The sequence below is a fragment of the Vibrio sp. 10N.286.48.B8 genome (assembly GCF_003050085.1).
In the GTDB taxonomy this organism is placed as follows: domain Bacteria; phylum Pseudomonadota; class Gammaproteobacteria; order Enterobacterales; family Vibrionaceae; genus Vibrio; species Vibrio crassostreae.
Map to the genome: position 1 here is coordinate 145,353 of NZ_PIGD01000007.1, position 17,568 is coordinate 162,920.

The following is a 17,568-nucleotide window of genomic DNA, read 5'->3' on the forward strand; positions in this document are numbered from 1 at the left end:
TTTGCCGTCAATAAATAGAACTAAATACATATTTTGTTAGCCATGCTCTTTAATCGGAATTATTTCAATCCATAAGGAGCAAATGGGAGAATGTTTGGATGAGCAACGCGCCTTTAAATAACGGTCGCAGGCGTTTCTTAACCGCAACAACAGCCGTTGTTGGTGGTTTAGGAGCAGCTGCTGTAGCCGTGCCTTTTATTAAATCATGGAATCCGAGTGCCAAGGCGAAAGCTGCGGGCGCGCCGGTGGAAGTGGAAGTCAGTAAGTTAGAACCGGGACAAATGGTTCGTGTCGAGTGGCAAGGTAAACCTGTATGGGTTGTACGCCGTGCTGAGTCGGTACTAGAGAACCTAAAAGCGATCGGTGGTCAACTTCGTGACCCTCAATCTGAAGCTGAACAACAACCTGAATACGCGCAGAACGAGTTCCGTTCAATTAAGCCTGAATTCTTCGTTGCTGTTGGTTTCTGTACGCACTTAGGTTGTTCTCCAACTTACCTGCCGGATTCTTTTGCAGAGCAAGTTCAGGGTGTTAAGTCTGGTTTCTTCTGTCCTTGTCATGGTTCAAAGTTTGATATGGCAGGTCGAGTATTCCAAGGCGTACCAGCTCCATTGAATCTTGTTGTACCAAAGCATATGTATTTGAGTGACACTAAGATCATGATCGGTGTGGACGAGGGAGACGCGTAATGCAAGGATTGCTTGATTGGGTAGAGAAACGTCTACCCGCGATGAATGCTTATAAAAAGCATTTATCTGAATACCCAATGCCTAAGAACTTTAACTTTTGGTACCTTTTCGGTTCTTTAGCAATGTTGGTACTGGTTAACCAAATTCTTACGGGTATTTGGCTAACAATGAACTACGTACCGTCAGGTGAGGGTGCATTTGCTTCTGTTGAATACATCATGCGTGATGTGGAATACGGTTGGTTACTGCGTTACATGCACTCAACGGGTGCTTCGGCATTCTTCGTTGTTATCTACCTGCATATGTTCCGTGGCCTAATCTACGGTTCTTACCAAAAACCTCGTGAGCTACTTTGGATCTTCGGTATGTTGATCTTCTTAGTGCTTATGGCTGAGGCTTTCATGGGTTACCTACTACCATGGGGTCAAATGTCTTACTGGGGTGCTCAGGTAATCATTTCTTTGTTTGGTGCGATTCCTGTTATTGGTGATGACCTAACGCTTTGGATCCGTGGTGACTACATCATATCTGGTGCAACGCTGAACCGTTTCTTCGCACTGCACGTTATCGCTCTACCAATCGTACTTCTGCTACTTATCGTACTTCACGTACTAGCACTGCACGAAGTGGGTTCGAACAACCCAGATGGTATCGAGACTAAGCTTCCTAAAGGTACAATGGGCGACGATTACAAAACTCAGTTCCCATTCCATAAGGATTACACTAAGAAATACGACATCATCGACTCTATTCCTTTCCACCCATACGGGACGGTGAAAGACATGGTAGGTGTTGCTGGTTTCCTATTCTTGTTCTGTTACGTGCTGTTCTTTAACCCAGAAATGGGTGGATACTTCCTTGAGCCGCCTAACTTTGAAGCCGCGAATCCGCTGAAAACACCTGAGCATATTGCTCCAGTTTGGTACTTCACGCCGTTCTACGCTGTACTTCGTGCTGTTCCTGATAAGCTGCTAGGTGTAGTAGCAATGGGTGCATCTATTGTTGTGTTATTCCTATTGCCATGGTTCGACCGTTGTAAAGTGCGCTCTTACCGTTACCGTAGCAAACTGCATTTGATTAACATCATCCAATTCACAATAAGCTTTATTGCGCTTGGTGTACTTGGTGCGCTTCCAGCAACGCCAACATACACGCTACTGGCTCAAATCTTTAGCTTAGGTTATTTCATGTTCTTCGTTCTACTGTGGTTCTACAGTAAAAATGAAGCGACGAAACCATTACCAGAAAGGGTGACATTCAAATGAAAAAGTGGATTGTAATTTTATTTGCTATGTTGCCGTCATTGGCGATGGCAGCGGGTGCAAACGTACCATTAGACAAAGCGAACAATGACTTAACAGACAAAGCTTCATTGCAAAATGGCGCTAAGATGTTCATGAACTACTGTTTCGCTTGTCACTCAACGCAGTACCAGCGTTATGAACGTGTTGCGAATGATTTAGAGATCCCTGTTGATCTAATGAAGGAAAACCTGATTTTCGACCCAGAGGCGAAAATTGGTAGCTTGATGGTTAACGCTATGCCTTCTGAGCAAGCGGCAAGTTGGTTTGGTGCTCCGCCACCTGACCTAACTTTGGTTGCTCGTGTTCGTGGCGCAGATTGGCTGTACACTTACCTTCGTACATTCTATGAAGATCCGTCTCGTCCGTTTGGCGTGAACAACATTGTTTTCCCAAGTGTAGGTATGCCGCACGTTCTTGAAGAGCTACAAGGTATCCCAACACCAATCTACGATACGCATATGGTAGATGGCGAGGAAGTGACGGTTGTTGTTGGTACTGAAACTGACGGTTCTGGTGAACTAAGTGCTGGTGAATACGACGAAGCGGTTCGTGACCTTGTTAACTTTTTGGTTTACTCGGGCGACCCAGTTCAACTTGAGCGTCACGCTATGGGTTGGTGGGTAATGGCCTTCTTAGTAATATTCACTATCATCGTGATTTTGCTGAAGAAAGAGTATTGGCGTGATGTGCACTAATTGTGCTATAATACCGTGCTAATTCCCAAATTATGTTAATGTTCAATGGAGGCTTTAGGCCTCCATTGTTTTTATTTAAAGTGTACTGGAGGGCTCCATGGCTGTAGCTGCCAATAAACGTTCTGTAATGACTCTTTTCTCAAGTGCTTCTGATATGTATAGCCATCAGGTGCGCATCGTTCTTGCTGAAAAAGGCGTAAGTGTTGAAGTTGAGTTGGTTGATGAAAAAAATCTACCAGCAGAGCTTGTTGAACTGAACCCGTACAAATCAGTACCTACTCTTGTTGATCGTGAGCTTGCTCTATATGACTCAAAGATCATCATGGAATACCTAGATGAGCGTTTCCCTCATCCACCATTGATGCCTGTATACCCGGTTGCTCGTGGTAACAGTCGTCTAATGATGTACCGCATTGAGCGTAACTGGTATTCAGTTGCAGAGAAGATCGTTAAAGGCAATGCTGAAGAATCTGAAGCAGCTCGCGTTAAACTGCGCAACGACCTACTGACTCTTGCTCCTATCTTCGCTGAGTATGAATACTTCATGAGCGAAGAGTTTAGCCTAATTGATTGTTACCTAGCTCCGCTACTATGGCGTTTACCTGAGCTTGGTATCGAACTAATTGGTCCTGGTTCTAAAGAGCTTAAGATTTACATGAACCGCGTATTCGAACGTGATTCATTCCTAGCTTCTCTAACTGAAGCTGAGCGTGAGATGCGACTTGTTCGCTAAGCGTTTATGGATATTTCTAATATGACTCCACGCCGACCATATATGCTTCGTGCATTTTATGAATGGCTGGTTGATAACGAATTAACTCCACACCTTGTTGTTGAAGCAACATTGCCGGGTGTGCGAGTTCCAGAAGAGTTTGTTCAAGATGGTCAGATCATTCTGAACATCGCGCCTCGTGCGGTTGGACAACTTGAACTGGGTAACGAAGCTGTGACGTTTAGTGCTCGCTTTAGTGGTCGTCCACACTCTGTGATCGTTCCGCTTTACGCAGTACAAGCGATTTATGCTCGTGAAAATGGTGCTGGTACCATGTTTGAACCTGAAGAGGCTTACATGGAAGCGTTTGAAGAAGGGATTGAAGAAAGTCCTTTTGAAGAACCAGAAAAAGGCCCATCTTTGAGCGTAGCAACGGCAGACGTAGATGCTGAAGAGCCTGACTCAGATCCTGAGCCACCTCGTCCAGCGAAAGGTCGCCCAAGCCTTCGTGTTATCAAATAACGTTAGTTAAATAACGAATCAAATAAAAAAGCAGCGACTCGTCGCTGCTTTTTCTTTTCTGGTAAATAGCATTTAATTGACTGACTTAAGGCTAGTTAACAGCCGTCTCTTCTTCACCATATTCAAATGCTCGAATGACCTGCTTTACGCCAGATATGTTACGCGCAACTTCTGTTGCGATATCAGCATGCTCTCGAGTGACCAGTCCAAGCAGGAATACTTCTGAGTCCTCAGTAATTACTTTTACTTTGATGCCGTTAAGCTCAGCATTAGCAAGCAGAGCTGACTTCACCTTAGTCGTAATCCAGCTGTCTTTGCTAATCGCGCTAACCGATAATGGCTCTTTCACTCGAATCTGGTTATGTATGCTTTCGACACCGGTTACTTCTTTGGCTTGGCTCTCAAAAGCACGACGTTCAGCGTCTGTTTTTGCTTGCCCCATTAACACCACAGAGCCGCGGTAAGAACTTGCAGTGACACGCACGCTACCACGGTAGGGTTGTTTATTAGTGATAGCTGCAACTTCAAATTCGATATTGTTGTCGTTCCAAATTTCTTTGGTGGTTCGCGTGTCAGTGACTAGATTTGCTGTGGTTGCCGCACCAGCAATGAAAATGCCAGCACAGCCAGACAGAGACAGTGTAAGTAGCGAAACACTAATCAGCTTAAACAGCCTCATAGAGGTTAATGATTTCATTGTGATGCTCCGTATATCACTCTTCGTGAGCAGGGAAGAGTACTTGATCGATTAGGTCACATAGGCAGTGTAGCGTCACCATATGTACTTCATGAATGCGCGCTGTACGGTGTGAAGGAATACGAATTTCTACATCGTGTTCACCAAGCAGACCTGCCATCTCGCCACCATCTTTACCGGTAAAGGCAATGATTGTCATGTCGCGCGTTACCGCCGCTTCCATTGCCTTGATGATATTCTTGCTGTTACCGCTAGTCGAGATAGCCAACAGAATATCGCCAGTTTGACCAAACGCACGCACTTGCTTAGAGAAGATCTCTTCATAGTGGTAGTCGTTAGCCACAGCTGTGAGCGTAGTGTTGTCTGCTGTGAGTGCCATCGCTGGAAGGCTAGGGCGCTCTGTTTCAAATCGGTTGAGTAGGCACGATACAAATTGCTGAGCATTCGACGCTGAACCACCATTACCACAACAAAGAATTTTGTTTCCGTTAAGCAAGGTCGCAACCATTGCTTGAGCGGCATGCGTGATTGCGTCAGGCAGAGCTTCTGCAGCCGCAATTTGGATTTGAATACTTTCTGTGAAACTTTCTTTAATGCTGTCTAGCATGTTTATCCTTGGGTAATCGCGTTTTGAATCCAGTCTATATTGTCATTCGGCCCTTCAATGGCAACAATATCAAACCTGAAATCTGTAGAGTGCACCGACAAGCCTTGCTGCATCAGCCAAACATTGGCTGTTTTGAGTAGCTTCTGTGACTTCTTGGCAGTCACCATTTCAGCGGCATGTCCGTAGCGGGTTTGCTTGCGGTATTTTACTTCAGCAAACACAACCGTATTGTTATGGCGCATTATAAGATCAATCTCACCACATTTTGCTATGAAGTTTTGTTCTATTAACGATAAACCGTGGTTAATCAGATAAGATTTTGCCACGGTCTCGTATTTATCACCCACTTGTTTGTGGGTGATTGTTGGTTTGGATAGGAAATTTCGACTAAAAAGCCCCATGCTCCGCCCAGCTGATTTCACGTTGAACCACACAGTTGTTATCGATGGTTAACACGCCGGTTTCACCTGGAATGCTGTAACCCTGTACGGCTTTCATCTGTGGCAGTGCATCCATTAGGTAGTATGCATCCATTCCCAGTGCTTGCAGACGCTTTTGGCCGTTTGAGTGTGCAGGCCATAGGTCGTTGAGCTCTTGATTAAGCTCGTTTTTATTCTCAACCAATAGTGGGATATCGCTGTAGAACACACCGGTTAGGTCTTCATACTGCTTATCACCGCTGTTGCTGCGTGAGTTTGAGAATAGAGCTGGTTGGCTTGCATCTGGGTTGATTGCAACTTCAATGAAGGGCTTGATGAGCGTTAGCTCTGAGTTCTTAGCCACAATGTAGACAGAATCGATATCACGACGGCTGCGTGGCTCAGTTTCAAGGTCTAGGTTAAGTAGTCCATCCATTTGAGCGATACGCTGTTGGCTCTCTTGCAAGCCGAATACCTGATTCACATTGCGTTGTAGTTGGCGTTTGTCAGAGAACAAGCTGATAGCAACATCGTTGCTGCTGTATTTTTTCCACTCTTCTTTAAACGCTTGCTCAACACGCTCACCTAAGCGTCCTCTTGGCGCAAGGATAAGCGGGTACTTGTAACCTTGAGTAAATAGGTGTTTCGCTGCCTGAGCGACTTCTTGCTCTGGCGATAGAGCGAGATAACAAATATTGGTATCAGGTTCTAGTTGCGTTGGAATGTTCAGAGCTAAAGCTGGAATCGAGTTCTCGTGGTTTTTCTGCGCTTGCTGAAGCTTAGTGATGTTGGTCTTAATCAGCGGGCCAACGATGAAATCAACGTTGTTCTCTTCCAGTGTCGCTTTAATCTCAGCCGCACTTTGCAGGTTGGTATCCATTACCGTCAGCGTTGCATCTTCTTCGCGCTCTTTGTCATTCATCATCGCAAAGATGAAACCGTCACGTACAAGTTGTGCTTGCTTGCCGTACTTGCCGGTTAGAGGCAGTAATAGTGCAGTGCTGGTTGGCTTGCTGATCTCTAGCGCTAAGATGTCCGTGATCGCCTGAGGTGTATATGTCGCTGCTGGGTGCTGAGGATTCTCAGCTAGCCAATCAGACAGGGTTTCCTGTAGGTTTGGAAGGTTCGAGTTCAGCGTCTTCATGTAAATCGCCAGCTGTAACCAACCTTCAAGAACGTCTTCCGTAGGCGACGTCTTAAGCTCTAGAATCTCATATTGAGAGTAGCTATTTAGGTTCTGCCAAATACGGTCAGCAGCTTGCTGTTGGAGCTCGTCGTCAGCGTCTAGATATTCTGAATAAAGAACTAACTCGCGGCTCGCCTCAAAATACTCGCTTTGCATTTCAGAAATGTTCGCGCGTAGCTCGTGATAATCTTTCCACTGCTCGTTCGGAAGTTTCCACCAAGGCTGGAAGTTCAGTTGGCTATAAGCTTGCTCCGGCTGCGAGTTGTTCACTAGCAGTTGAGCGCGCGCTAATTGCCATTCCGCTTGTTGCGTTTCGCTCAGCTCTTGTTTTGCTAAGCGTTTGATCAGCAGAGTTGCTTGATCGGTTTTTCCAGCTTGCACAGAAGCCTTAAGCGCCATGATTAACCAGTCGTTTTGTAGACTTCCTTTGCTACTATCCGCCTGCATCATGTAACTTTCAGTTGATTGCACTGGATCTAGTGTAATATCTACGCTCGTTGGTGTTTGAGGACCTGAAGAACAAGCCGCCAATGTAATTGCTAATGCAATTGGAGTTAGTAAGCGTGGTACACTGAGTCTCTTATGGTTCATCGTTGCCATGAGTTCTTTAAATTCCGTATAAATTTGTATCTATATTAATCGTTGAAGTGATGGTAAACAAATGACAGATAACAAAACCTTGCTCACAGAGAGCCCAACTCTCTACATTGTGCCAACCCCAATCGGAAATTTGGGAGATATCACTCAAAGAGCAATTGAAATTTTATCAAGTGTCGATGTTATTGCAGCCGAAGACACACGCCACACGGGTAAGCTGCTTGCTCACTTCAATATATCAACCAGAACGTTCGCTTTACATGATCATAATGAACAAACTAAAGCGCAAGTTCTAGTCGAAAGGTTATTAGAAGGTCAGTCTATCGCATTAGTCTCTGATGCGGGTACTCCTTTAATTAGTGACCCAGGTTACCATCTTGTCTCACAATGTCGTCAAGCGGGTGTGAGAGTTGTGCCACTTCCTGGTGCTTGTGCTGTTATTACTGCATTGAGTGCTTCAGGTTTACCGTCTGATCGTTTCAGCTTTGAAGGCTTCTTACCGCCGAAGAGCAAAGGCCGTAAAGACAAGTTCTTAGAGATCGCAAAGGCAGAACGCACCTGTATCTTCTACGAGTCACCGCACCGCATCTCAGATTCTCTACAAGATATGCTTGAGATCTTAGGCCCAGACCGCGAAGTTGTGTTGGCGCGTGAGTTGACTAAGACATTCGAAACTATTCAAGGATTGCCATTGGGTGAGCTGATTGATTGGATTGAAGAGGATTCGAACCGTAAGCGCGGTGAGATGGTGTTATTGATTCATGGTCACCGTGAAGAAGCGAGCACAGAACTGCCAGACGAAGCGACTCGCACGCTGGGTATCCTAACCAAAGAATTACCCCTTAAAAAAGCGGCTGCAATGACAGCAGAAATCTATAACTTGAAAAAGAACGCTTTATACAAATGGGGCCTAGAGCATCTAGACAACTAGATACCTATTTATAGAGTAGATAGCCTTTGTTGAAAAAGCTTGTGAGGAATGATGGTGTTGCCGTCATTCCTCTTTTTTTGTCTTAATTGTGTAAAATTCCCGCAGTTGCTTAGAGGTTTGCACCATATTTGTGATCTCGCTAGACACTGCTCCCTAATCTCTATACAATCCGCCCTCGGAGTTGAACGGGTAATCGCTGCTTTGCTGATGTCCTTCGGGAGACTGACGTTGAGGTCCTTCGGGAAACTGACGTTGAAGTCCTTCGGGAGACTGGTAGAGGGGAGGAACGTCCGGGCTCCATAGAGCAGGGTGCCAGATAACGTCTGGGGGGCGCGAGCCCACGACAAGTGCAGCAGAGAGAAGACCGCCGATGGCCTCATTTCTTCGGAAGGGGCACAGGTAAGGCTGAAAGGGTGCGGTAAGAGCGCACCGTGCGACTGGCAACAGTTCGTAGCAAGGTAAACTCCACCCGGAGCAAGATCAAATAGGCCCTCACATTGCGTTGCTCGCGTATGGGGGCGGGTAGATTGCTTGAGCCTGTGAGCGATTGCAGGCCTAGACGAATGGTTACCGCCGCGCAAGCGGAACAGAACCCGGCGTATGTGTCAACTCCACCTATATAAAGAACCCATCATTACTTAACGGTAGTGATGGGTTTTTTGCTTTATATTGACGTAAATTATTTAGATTTCCTTAGAATCCTTCACCCTGATATGAGCTTGGGTCAAAAATTCCCAAAGCCTATACACAATATGGTGGAGATACGGCGTGAAATCAGTACACTAAAACGTTAATAGAACAAATTATTGCCGCACTAATGGCTCAATCCACTCACTGAGAAGACTATGACAGAAGCATTCAAACATATTTCAGTATTGCTTAACGAATCTATTGACGGACTTGCGATCAAACCTGACGGTACCTACATCGATGGTACTTTTGGCCGTGGTGGTCACAGCCGTACAATCCTGTCTAAACTGGGCGAGAATGGACGACTCTTTAGTATCGACCGCGATCCACAAGCGATTGCAGAAGCGCAAAAGATCGATGACCCTCGCTTTACGATTATTCACGGCCCATTCTCAGGTATGGCTGAATATGCAGAGCGTTATGACTTAGTCGGTCAAGTGGATGGTGTTTTACTGGATTTAGGTGTTTCTTCACCACAGTTGGATGACGCTGAGCGTGGCTTTAGCTTCATGAAAGACGGCCCGCTTGATATGCGTATGGACCCAACAACTGGCATTCCTGTGTCTCAGTGGCTACTTGAAGCCGATCTTGATGACATCACATGGGTTATTCGTGAGTTCGGTGAAGACAAACACGCTCGTCGTATCGCGAAGGGCATTATTGCTTATCAAGAGAATGAAGAGAACGAACCACTAACGCGCACTGGTCAACTGGCTAAGCTTATCTCGGATGTGGCTCCAAAAAGCTTCAAAGAGAAAAAGCACCCAGCAACACGTGCTTTCCAAGCCTTCCGTATCTACATCAACAGCGAACTTGAAGAGATCGATACAGCCCTAAAAGGCGCAGCAAGCATTCTTGCTCCTGAAGGCCGTTTGTCGGTTATCAGCTTCCATTCACTTGAAGACCGTATGGTGAAGCGCTTTATCCGTAAAGAGAGCCAAGGCCCGCAAGTACCACATGGCCTGCCACTAACAGAAGAGCAGATCAAAGCGCTAGGCAGTGCTGATCTTAAACCTGTTGGTAAAGCGATCAAACCATCGAAAGGCGAAGTGGATGAGAATACTCGTTCGCGCAGTTCAGTACTACGAATCGCAGAAAAGCTATAGTCAATGAAGACCTCCAAGCCTAACTTAGCCAAGATAATATTTTTTGATTTGATCTCCGTGGGCAAGGTCCCGTTGGTGCTTCTTATCTGTATCTTCGCGAGTGCCATGGGGGTCGTTCTTACGACACATATGTCACGTCAGGCGATCACGCAAAAAGACACGGCGTTGGTGGAGCGAGAACAGCTTGATGATGAGTGGCGAAATTTAATGCTTGAAGAGACGGCTCTAGCTGAACACAGCCGCGTTCAAGCATCGGCAAAAAGAGAGCTAGACATGAAACGTCCAGACTCTGACAAAGAAGTTGTGATCACACTGAAATGACCGGTAAAAAGGAAAAAGCACCCGCAAAACCCGTTAAGAAATCAACGAAAGAGCGTGTGAAGAGCGAAAAGGATTCGGATCCAATTCTGATTAAATGGCGTTTCAACGTCGTTATTGCTTTCGTGTTTCTTGCCTTTGCTGCACTTGTTGGCCGTGTGGCTTACATTCAAATTATTGAACCAGATAACTTAATTCGTCAGGGCGACCTTCGCTCGGTACGTGTTAAGGCAATTCCTTCTGCTCGCGGTATTATCTCAGACCGCAATGGCGAGCCGCTTGCTGTGAGTGTTCCAGTTGAGGCGGTATGGGCCGATCCAAAAACGATTTTCGATAAAAATGGTATGGCTCAAATTGATCGTTGGTACGCGCTAGCCGATGTACTTGGCTTAGAGCGACAGTCGATGATCGACAAGATCTCTAGCAACAAATCCCGTCGATTTATTTACCTGCAAAGACAAGTTAGCCCTGCAATGGCTAAGTATATCCGTGAGCTTAAGCTGGTGGGTGTTGGCCTGAAAGCGGAATCTCGACGTTACTACCCTGCAGGCGAAGTCAGTGCACATCTTATCGGTGTGACAGGAATAGATGGGCACGGTCTAGAAGGCGTTGAGCGCAGCTATGACAAATGGCTTACGGGCGAGGCGGGTAAGCGGACGATTCGTAAAGACCGTTACGGACGTGTTGTTGAAAACATTGCTTTAGAAGAACGTGAAGAAGGCAAACCACTCGAGCTAACGATCGATCAACGATTGCAAGCGATCGCTTACCGAGCGATTAAACAGGCGGTGGCCGATCATAAGGCGACTTCTGGCTCTGCGATTTTGTTGGATGTAAAAACCGGCGCTGTATTGGCGATGGTTAACGCCCCTTCTTATAACCCGAACAATCGTGCTGACTTACAAAGCTTTAAGATGCGTAACCGCGTACTTACCGATGCGATGGAGCCCGGCTCTACCGTGAAACCTTTTGTGGTTTTGGCAGCGTTAGAGAATGGTACTGCTGATCCCGATATCGTTATTGATACCGGCAACGGCATCATGCAGATCGGTGGTAGCCGTGTACGAGACTCTTCTAAAGTGGGTAAGGCTGATTTAGCTTTAATCCTTAAGAAGTCGAGTAACATCGGTGTGGCGAAATTAGCACTTAACATGCCACTTGAAGCCTTGCTTGGAATGTACAGCTCGGTTGGTCTTGGCGAGATGTCTGGGTTAAATCTAATTGGTGAAACCAGTGGCATTTTCCCGAATCGTCGTCGTTGGTCTAAGTTTGAAATTGCAACATTATCATTCGGTTATGGCTTGTCAGTTACGCCGATGCAGTTAGCGCATGCTTATGCGACGCTAGCCAACAAAGGCATGTATGAACCGATTCATATTATTAAGAGTAACGACCAAGACTTTTCTAAGCAGATCATCAAGCGTGAAAACGCGGAGCTGGTGTTGAATATGCTAGAGGGGGTGACTCAAAAAGGCGGTACGGCAACAAGAGCCGCAGTCCCAGGTTACCGAGTTGCAGCCAAAACTGGTACATCTCGTAAGGCTGAAGCGGGCGGATACAGTGATGAATACATTGCAATTACCGCAGGTTTTGCCCCTGTTAGTGACCCAAGAGTCGCGCTGGTTGTTGTGGTTAACGAACCTCAAGGTGACCTTTACTATGGCGGTTCAGTCGCAGCTCCCGTTTTTTCTGAAATCATGAAGGGGGCACTGCAAATTCTCAATGTCCCTGCTGATGAAAACAAATTTCAAGAATAGAGCCAATCAGGATTCAATATGAGTAATAGCCTCACGCTGTCATCTTTACTTTCTCTTTGGGGAGACTTCAGTTCTTCTGAGCTAGATGCGATTGCTGTTGAGCAATTGGAGTTGGATAGCCGTGCGATCAAGGACGGTGATATCTTTGTTGCCATTGTTGGACATGCCGTTGATGGTCGTCGCTTTATCGACAAAGCTATCGCTCAAGGTGCGAAAGCCGTCATTGCACAAGCGGGTGATGATAAAGCTCATGGCTTGGTTGAGTGGTTGAATGCAGTTCCTGTTGTTTATGTGGCAGAGCTAAACTCAATTCTCTCTAAACTGGCTGGTCGAGTTTATTCTTCTCAAGCGACCAAACTAATTGGTGTTACTGGCACCAATGGCAAAACTACCATCACTCAATTGATTGCTCAGTGGCTAGACCTAGTCGGTCAACGCTCAGCAGTAATGGGCACCACAGGTAATGGTTTCTTAGATAATCTAAAAATAGCGGCTAACACCACAGGCAGTGCGATTGAAATACAGCGCACGCTGAGTGAGTTGGCTGAAGAAAAAGCCGTTTATACTGCGATAGAAATCTCTTCTCATGGTTTGGTGCAAGGTCGCGTTAAAGCCTTGGACTTTGAAGTGGGTGTATTCACTAACTTGAGCCGTGATCATCTTGATTACCATGGCACGATGGAAGAGTACGCTTTGGCTAAGAAGAGCCTGTTTACTGAGCATAAATGCAAGCACGCTGTGATCAATGTGGATGACAAAGTCGGCAAAGCGTGGATGTCAGATTTGTCCAATGCGATAGCTGTTTCATTACTTCCTCTGTCTGGTTACCAACAGTCGGTATGGGCATCTGATGTCGCTTATGCAGAAACAGGTATTCAGATGTCTTTCGATGGTAGCTGGGGGCAAGGTCAGCTTTCGGTTCCTTTAATTGGTCAATTCAACGCATCAAACGTATTGGTTGCTTTCGCGACTCTGCTGTCATTGGGCATCGACAAGCAAACCTTGGTCGACACTGCATCTCAACTTCAACCGGTTATTGGTCGCATGGAATTGTTCCAAGTACCAAACAAAGCAAAAGTCGTTGTCGATTACGCGCACACACCAGATGCTCTAGAAAAAGCATTAGCAGCATTGCGAGTTCACTGCTCTGGAAAATTGTGGGCTATCTTTGGCTGCGGTGGTGACCGTGACACTGGTAAGCGCCCAATGATGGCGGTAACGGCTGAGCAGTTCGCCGACAAAATTATTATTTCAGATGACAATCCTCGCAGCGAAGATCCTGCTTTGATTGTTAAAGACATGCTAGCTGGCTTAAGCGAACCTGAATCTGCATTCGTCGAACACGATCGCTATCAAGCGGTTAAGTTTGCCCTAGAACAGGCTGGCAGTAATGACATTATTCTTTTGGCTGGTAAAGGCCATGAGGATTACCAAGTATTGAAAGACAAAACGGTACATTACTCAGACCGAGAGTCTGCGCTTCAACTTTTAGGTATTTCATAATGATTGATGTATCACTCGAACAGATTTGTTCAGCGGTCAGCGGTGAATTGATTGAGGATGCTAACTCAAACAATGCCGTAATTAATGCCGTTTCTACCGACACTCGCACCGTTGAAGAAGGCGCATTGTTTGTCGCTATCGTCGGAGAACGCTTCGATGCGCATGACTTTTGTCATCAAGCGGTTGAGGCAAATGCGAGCGCGTTGTTAGTCGAACGAAAACTTGACCTAAATATTACTCAAGTTGTTGTTGAAGACACTAAACTTGCTTTAGGTCAGCTAAGTGCTTGGATCCACAAACAATGTGACGTGCCAACCATGGCGATAACAGGAAGTTGTGGCAAAACGACCGTCAAAGAGATGGTCGCGAGTATTCTACAACAACGTGGCAAAGTGCTGTTTACAGCGGGTAACTTCAATAATGATATTGGAGTACCACTAACATTGCTGCGCAGTGAACCCAATGACGACTATGCTGTGATAGAACTGGGCGCGAACCACATTGGTGAAATTGCCTATACCACCCAGCTTGTGAAACCACTGGTGGCATTAGTTAATAACGTCGCAGCGGCGCATCTAGAGGGCTTTGGCTCAATTGATGGTGTTAAACAAGCGAAAGGTGAAATCTTTCAGGGGCTTGCTGCTGGTGATACTGCTATTGTTAATCTAGAAAGCAACGGTGGCGACTTTTGGAATGAAGTACTTGCAGATAAAACGGTACTGACATTTTCAGAAAGCGACAACACGGCGGATTACTTTGCTAAGAATATTCGCATTAATGAGCAGGGCGAAGCTTGTTTTGAGATGCAAACACCGCAAGGCGCTATGCCTGTTGAGCTTGGCATTATTGGTCAGCATAACGTAGCGAATGCGTTGGCTGCAGCAGCGTTGAGTATCCAATTTGGTGCCACGCTTGAAGAAGTAAAAAATGGTTTAGCGAATCTTATCTCTGTCAAAGGGCGAGTTGAGGTTCAACAATTAAGTCAGAATATCAAGCTGATAGATGACAGTTATAACGCCAGCGTACCCGCGATGAAGGCGGCAGCTAAACTACTGTCTAGCTTCAAAGGTCAGCGTTGGTTGATTTTAGGCAATATGGCTGAATTAGGCGACGAAAGCCTTGCACTTCACCGTCAAGTCGGTGAATATGCTGCCCCATTCGCTTTTGAGCATGTACTCACTTACGGTGATGATACCAAGGTGATTAGTGAGGTCTGTAATGGTACCCACTTTGCAACGCATCAAGCGATGATCGCGCACATAGAGCAGCACTTAAGCTTGCCAGAAAACGCGCCACATACCTTGTTGGTAAAAGGCGCGAATAGTGCAGGAATGAGTAAAATAGCCGCTGCTTTAAAGGAGAACTTTTCATGATAATTTGGCTTGCAGAGCTACTACAGCCACACTTTTCTTTTTTCCGTTTGTTCGAATACTTATCGTTTCGTGCAATCGCGAGTATTTTGACGGCTTTATGTCTGTCGTTGTGGATGGGACCTCGTTTAATTGAGCGTCTGCAAATGCTACAAATTGGCCAAGTTGTTCGTAACGACGGTCCTGAATCTCACTTTAGCAAACGTGGTACACCAACCATGGGCGGCGTGATGATCCTAGCTGCCATTATTATTACGGTATTAATGTGGGCTGATCTTTCTAATCCTTACGTTTGGGCGGTATTGGTTGTGCTTGGCGGTTACGGTGCGGTTGGCTTTGTTGATGACTACCGTAAAGTGGTTCGTAAAAACACTGATGGCTTGATCGCTCGCTGGAAGTACTTCTGGCAATCAGCGATTGCATTGGTTGTGGCGTTTGCTCTGTATGCTCACGGACACGATACTGCGGCAACCCAACTGGTTGTTCCTTTCTTTAAAGATGTGATGCCACAATTAGGTTTATTGTACATCGTACTGACTTATTTTGTTATTGTGGGTACCAGTAACGCGGTAAACCTAACAGACGGCCTAGATGGTTTGGCGATTATGCCGACGGTTATGGTTGCTGCTGGTTTTGCTGTGATTGCATGGGCGACAGGTAACGTTAACTTCGCGGCATATCTACACATTCCATACATCCCGTACACTTCTGAGCTTGTGGTTGTATGTACTGCTATCGTCGGTGCAGGCCTAGGTTTCCTATGGTTCAACACCTACCCAGCTCAAGTATTCATGGGCGATGTTGGTTCGCTAGCACTGGGCGGTGCATTGGGTGTGATTGCTGTGTTAGTTCGCCAAGAGTTGGTACTGGTTATCATGGGCGGTGTATTTGTAATGGAGACCCTGTCAGTGATTCTGCAGGTGGGCTCTTACAAATTGCGTGGTCAGCGTATTTTCCGCATGGCACCGATTCACCACCACTATGAACTGAAAGGTTGGCCAGAGCCGCGTGTTATCGTGCGTTTTTGGATCATCTCAATGGTATTAGTACTGGTTGGCCTAGCGACACTGAAAGTTCGTTAATCCTGTGTGAGCCTCTGAGTAGGGGCTCTTTAAAACTATTAAGAGCATCTTGTTTAAATGGAACGTTGGCAAAATATTCAAAATGTAGTGGTTGTGGGGCTCGGTATTACCGGGCTCTCTGTCGTTAAACATCTCGTAAAATATCAGCCTCATACGCATGTGAAGGTAATTGATACGCGAGAGCTACCACCAGGAAAGGAATCTTTACCTGAATCGGTAGAGCTGCATTCTGGAAGTTGGAATAGCCAATGGTTAGCGGAAGCTGATTTGGTGGTAGCTAACCCAGGTATCGCACTCGCGACCCCTGAAATACAAGATGTTATTCAAGCGGGAACCCCGGTTGTTGGCGATGTTGAACTATTTGGCTGGGCGGTAGACAAACCCGTTGTAGCTATCACGGGTTCTAACGGCAAGAGCACTGTGACCGACCTTACTGGCGTACTTGCAAAGGCTGCAGGTTTGAATGTCGGTGTGGGTGGCAACATCGGTATTCCTGCCTTAGATCTTCTAGAGCTTGATGCTGATTTATATGTTCTTGAGCTTTCAAGCTTTCAGTTAGAAACAACATCAAGCCTAAACTTAGCAGCAGCAGCATTTCTGAATCTGTCAGAAGACCATATGGATCGCTACCAAGGCATGGCCGATTACCGCGATGCCAAGCTAAGAATCTTTAATAATGCTCAATATGCGATTGTAAACCGCGACGACAAAGAGACGTATCCAGACCACAACATGTCATTAGTAACATTCGGACTCGATGACCAAGAGTTTGGTGTCGCGACAGTTGACGGCATTGAATGGCTCATGGACAACGGTAAGCCTGTACTTGCTACCCAAGATTTAACATTGGTTGGACGTCACAATGTGGCAAATGCGTTAGTCTCGCTTGCACTGCTTAAACAAGTCGGTATTGATTACAGCAAAAGCCTTGAAGCCTTGAAGGCCTACAATGGTTTGACGCATCGTTGCCAAGTGGTGGCTGACAAGCGCGAAATCAAATGGGTTAATGACTCAAAAGCGACCAACGTAGCCAGTACATTAGCGGCTCTGTCGGGTTTAGAGTGCCAAGGTACTTTGTATCTTCTGGTTGGTGGGGTTGGTAAAGGTGCCGACTTCAGTGAGCTTAAGCCTGTGTTGTCGCAACTAGAGCGCGTTCAATTGTGTTGTTTTGGTGAAGATGCCGCGCAATTTATGCCGTTGCACCCATCGTCTGAGACGTTTGAAACTATGCGTGACATTATTGAGAGTATCTCGAAGCAGTTAGTTGCCGGTGATATGGTGATGTTGTCCCCAGCGTGTGCCAGCTTCGATCAATTTAATAACTTCATGGCAAGAGGTGATGCGTTCACTGAACTTGCTCATGAGTATGCCTAACGTGTTGAA

Annotated in this window: 17 protein-coding genes and 1 other RNA gene; 14 read left to right on the plus strand and 4 right to left on the minus strand. The window is 46.1% G+C overall.

What is annotated here, in order from left to right:
* The first annotated feature begins 98 nt into the window (after nucleotides 1-98).
* The 5 genes from petA to sspB all read left to right on the plus strand — a co-directional run bounded on the left by petA (nucleotide 99) and on the right by sspB (nucleotide 3,922).
* Complete coding sequence (gene petA / locus CWO08_RS10785; protein ID WP_010434692.1) at nucleotides 99-689, plus strand: ubiquinol-cytochrome c reductase iron-sulfur subunit; 591 nt, start codon at nucleotides 99-101, stop codon at nucleotides 687-689.
* Nucleotides 689-1,954, plus strand: coding sequence for a cytochrome bc complex cytochrome b subunit (locus CWO08_RS10790; RefSeq protein WP_009848941.1), 1,266 nt, complete (start codon nucleotides 689-691; stop codon nucleotides 1,952-1,954). The genes petA and CWO08_RS10790 overlap by 1 nt, the downstream gene beginning before the upstream one ends.
* On the plus strand, nucleotides 1,951-2,688 hold the full coding sequence (locus CWO08_RS10795) for a cytochrome c1 (RefSeq protein ID WP_048658023.1): 738 nt from the start codon (nucleotides 1,951-1,953) through the stop codon (nucleotides 2,686-2,688). Before CWO08_RS10790 ends, CWO08_RS10795 begins: the two co-directional genes overlap by 4 nt.
* 97 nt (nucleotides 2,689-2,785) lie before the next feature.
* Complete coding sequence (sspA, locus tag CWO08_RS10800) at nucleotides 2,786-3,421, plus strand: stringent starvation protein SspA (RefSeq protein ID WP_009848943.1); 636 nt, start codon at nucleotides 2,786-2,788, stop codon at nucleotides 3,419-3,421.
* A 6-nt stretch (nucleotides 3,422-3,427) separates the two neighbouring features.
* Nucleotides 3,428-3,922, plus strand: coding sequence for a ClpXP protease specificity-enhancing factor (gene sspB / locus CWO08_RS10805; RefSeq protein WP_017072808.1), 495 nt, complete (start codon nucleotides 3,428-3,430; stop codon nucleotides 3,920-3,922).
* A gap of 91 nt (nucleotides 3,923-4,013) precedes the next feature.
* Here sspB and CWO08_RS10810 read toward each other — a convergent pair whose 3' ends face one another.
* Genes CWO08_RS10810 through CWO08_RS10825 form a run of 4 tightly spaced genes read right to left on the minus strand, consistent with a single transcriptional unit; the run spans nucleotide 4,014 to nucleotide 7,431 of the window.
* Complete coding sequence (locus CWO08_RS10810; RefSeq protein ID WP_048658024.1) at nucleotides 4,014-4,619, minus strand: BON domain-containing protein; 606 nt, start codon at nucleotides 4,617-4,619, stop codon at nucleotides 4,014-4,016.
* Between the two features lie 16 nt (nucleotides 4,620-4,635).
* Nucleotides 4,636-5,226, minus strand: coding sequence for a phosphoheptose isomerase (locus CWO08_RS10815; protein ID WP_004729817.1), 591 nt, complete (start codon nucleotides 5,224-5,226; stop codon nucleotides 4,636-4,638).
* 2 nt (nucleotides 5,227-5,228) lie between these two features.
* Nucleotides 5,229-5,627, minus strand: coding sequence for a YraN family protein (locus CWO08_RS10820; protein ID WP_102432167.1), 399 nt, complete (start codon nucleotides 5,625-5,627; stop codon nucleotides 5,229-5,231).
* Nucleotides 5,614-7,431, minus strand: coding sequence for a penicillin-binding protein activator (locus CWO08_RS10825; protein ID WP_108020424.1), 1,818 nt, complete (start codon nucleotides 7,429-7,431; stop codon nucleotides 5,614-5,616). The genes CWO08_RS10820 and CWO08_RS10825 overlap by 14 nt, the downstream gene beginning before the upstream one ends.
* 61 nt (nucleotides 7,432-7,492) lie before the next feature.
* On the opposite strand from CWO08_RS10825, the gene rsmI reads away from it, so the two are divergent.
* The 9 genes from rsmI (at nucleotide 7,493) to murD (ending at nucleotide 17,559) form a co-directional block, all read left to right on the plus strand.
* Entirely contained in the window at nucleotides 7,493-8,359 is an 867-nt protein-coding gene (gene rsmI / locus CWO08_RS10830) for a 16S rRNA (cytidine(1402)-2'-O)-methyltransferase (protein ID WP_048609684.1), read from the plus strand.
* Between the two features lie 177 nt (nucleotides 8,360-8,536).
* Nucleotides 8,537-8,976, plus strand: an RNA gene (gene rnpB / locus CWO08_RS10835) — RNase P RNA component class A.
* Nucleotides 8,977-9,204: 228 nt separating this feature from the next.
* Entirely contained in the window at nucleotides 9,205-10,155 is a 951-nt protein-coding gene (rsmH, locus tag CWO08_RS10840; protein ID WP_076651094.1) for a 16S rRNA (cytosine(1402)-N(4))-methyltransferase RsmH, read from the plus strand.
* A gap of 3 nt (nucleotides 10,156-10,158) precedes the next feature.
* Complete coding sequence (gene ftsL, locus CWO08_RS10845) at nucleotides 10,159-10,476, plus strand: cell division protein FtsL (protein ID WP_017056040.1); 318 nt, start codon at nucleotides 10,159-10,161, stop codon at nucleotides 10,474-10,476.
* The gene (locus CWO08_RS10850) at nucleotides 10,473-12,230 is read left to right on the plus strand and encodes a penicillin-binding transpeptidase domain-containing protein (RefSeq protein ID WP_048658027.1); all 1,758 of its coding nucleotides are present in this window, start codon (nucleotides 10,473-10,475) and stop codon (nucleotides 12,228-12,230) included. The genes ftsL and CWO08_RS10850 overlap by 4 nt, the downstream gene beginning before the upstream one ends.
* A gap of 18 nt (nucleotides 12,231-12,248) precedes the next feature.
* Nucleotides 12,249-13,733 (plus strand): UDP-N-acetylmuramoyl-L-alanyl-D-glutamate--2,6-diaminopimelate ligase, encoded by a 1,485-nt coding sequence (murE, locus tag CWO08_RS10855; RefSeq protein ID WP_108020425.1) that lies wholly within the window; start codon nucleotides 12,249-12,251, stop codon nucleotides 13,731-13,733.
* Entirely contained in the window at nucleotides 13,733-15,106 is a 1,374-nt protein-coding gene (murF, locus tag CWO08_RS10860; protein WP_108020426.1) for a UDP-N-acetylmuramoyl-tripeptide--D-alanyl-D-alanine ligase, read from the plus strand. The genes murE and murF overlap by 1 nt, the downstream gene beginning before the upstream one ends.
* Nucleotides 15,103-16,185: a phospho-N-acetylmuramoyl-pentapeptide-transferase gene (gene mraY, locus CWO08_RS10865; RefSeq protein ID WP_048658030.1), complete on the plus strand. Its 1,083-nt coding sequence runs from the start codon at nucleotides 15,103-15,105 to the stop codon at nucleotides 16,183-16,185. Before murF ends, mraY begins: the two co-directional genes overlap by 4 nt.
* Nucleotides 16,186-16,242: 57 nt before the next feature.
* The gene (murD, locus tag CWO08_RS10870) at nucleotides 16,243-17,559 is read left to right on the plus strand and encodes a UDP-N-acetylmuramoyl-L-alanine--D-glutamate ligase (protein ID WP_108020427.1); all 1,317 of its coding nucleotides are present in this window, start codon (nucleotides 16,243-16,245) and stop codon (nucleotides 17,557-17,559) included.
* Nucleotides 17,560-17,568 lie beyond the last annotated feature (9 nt).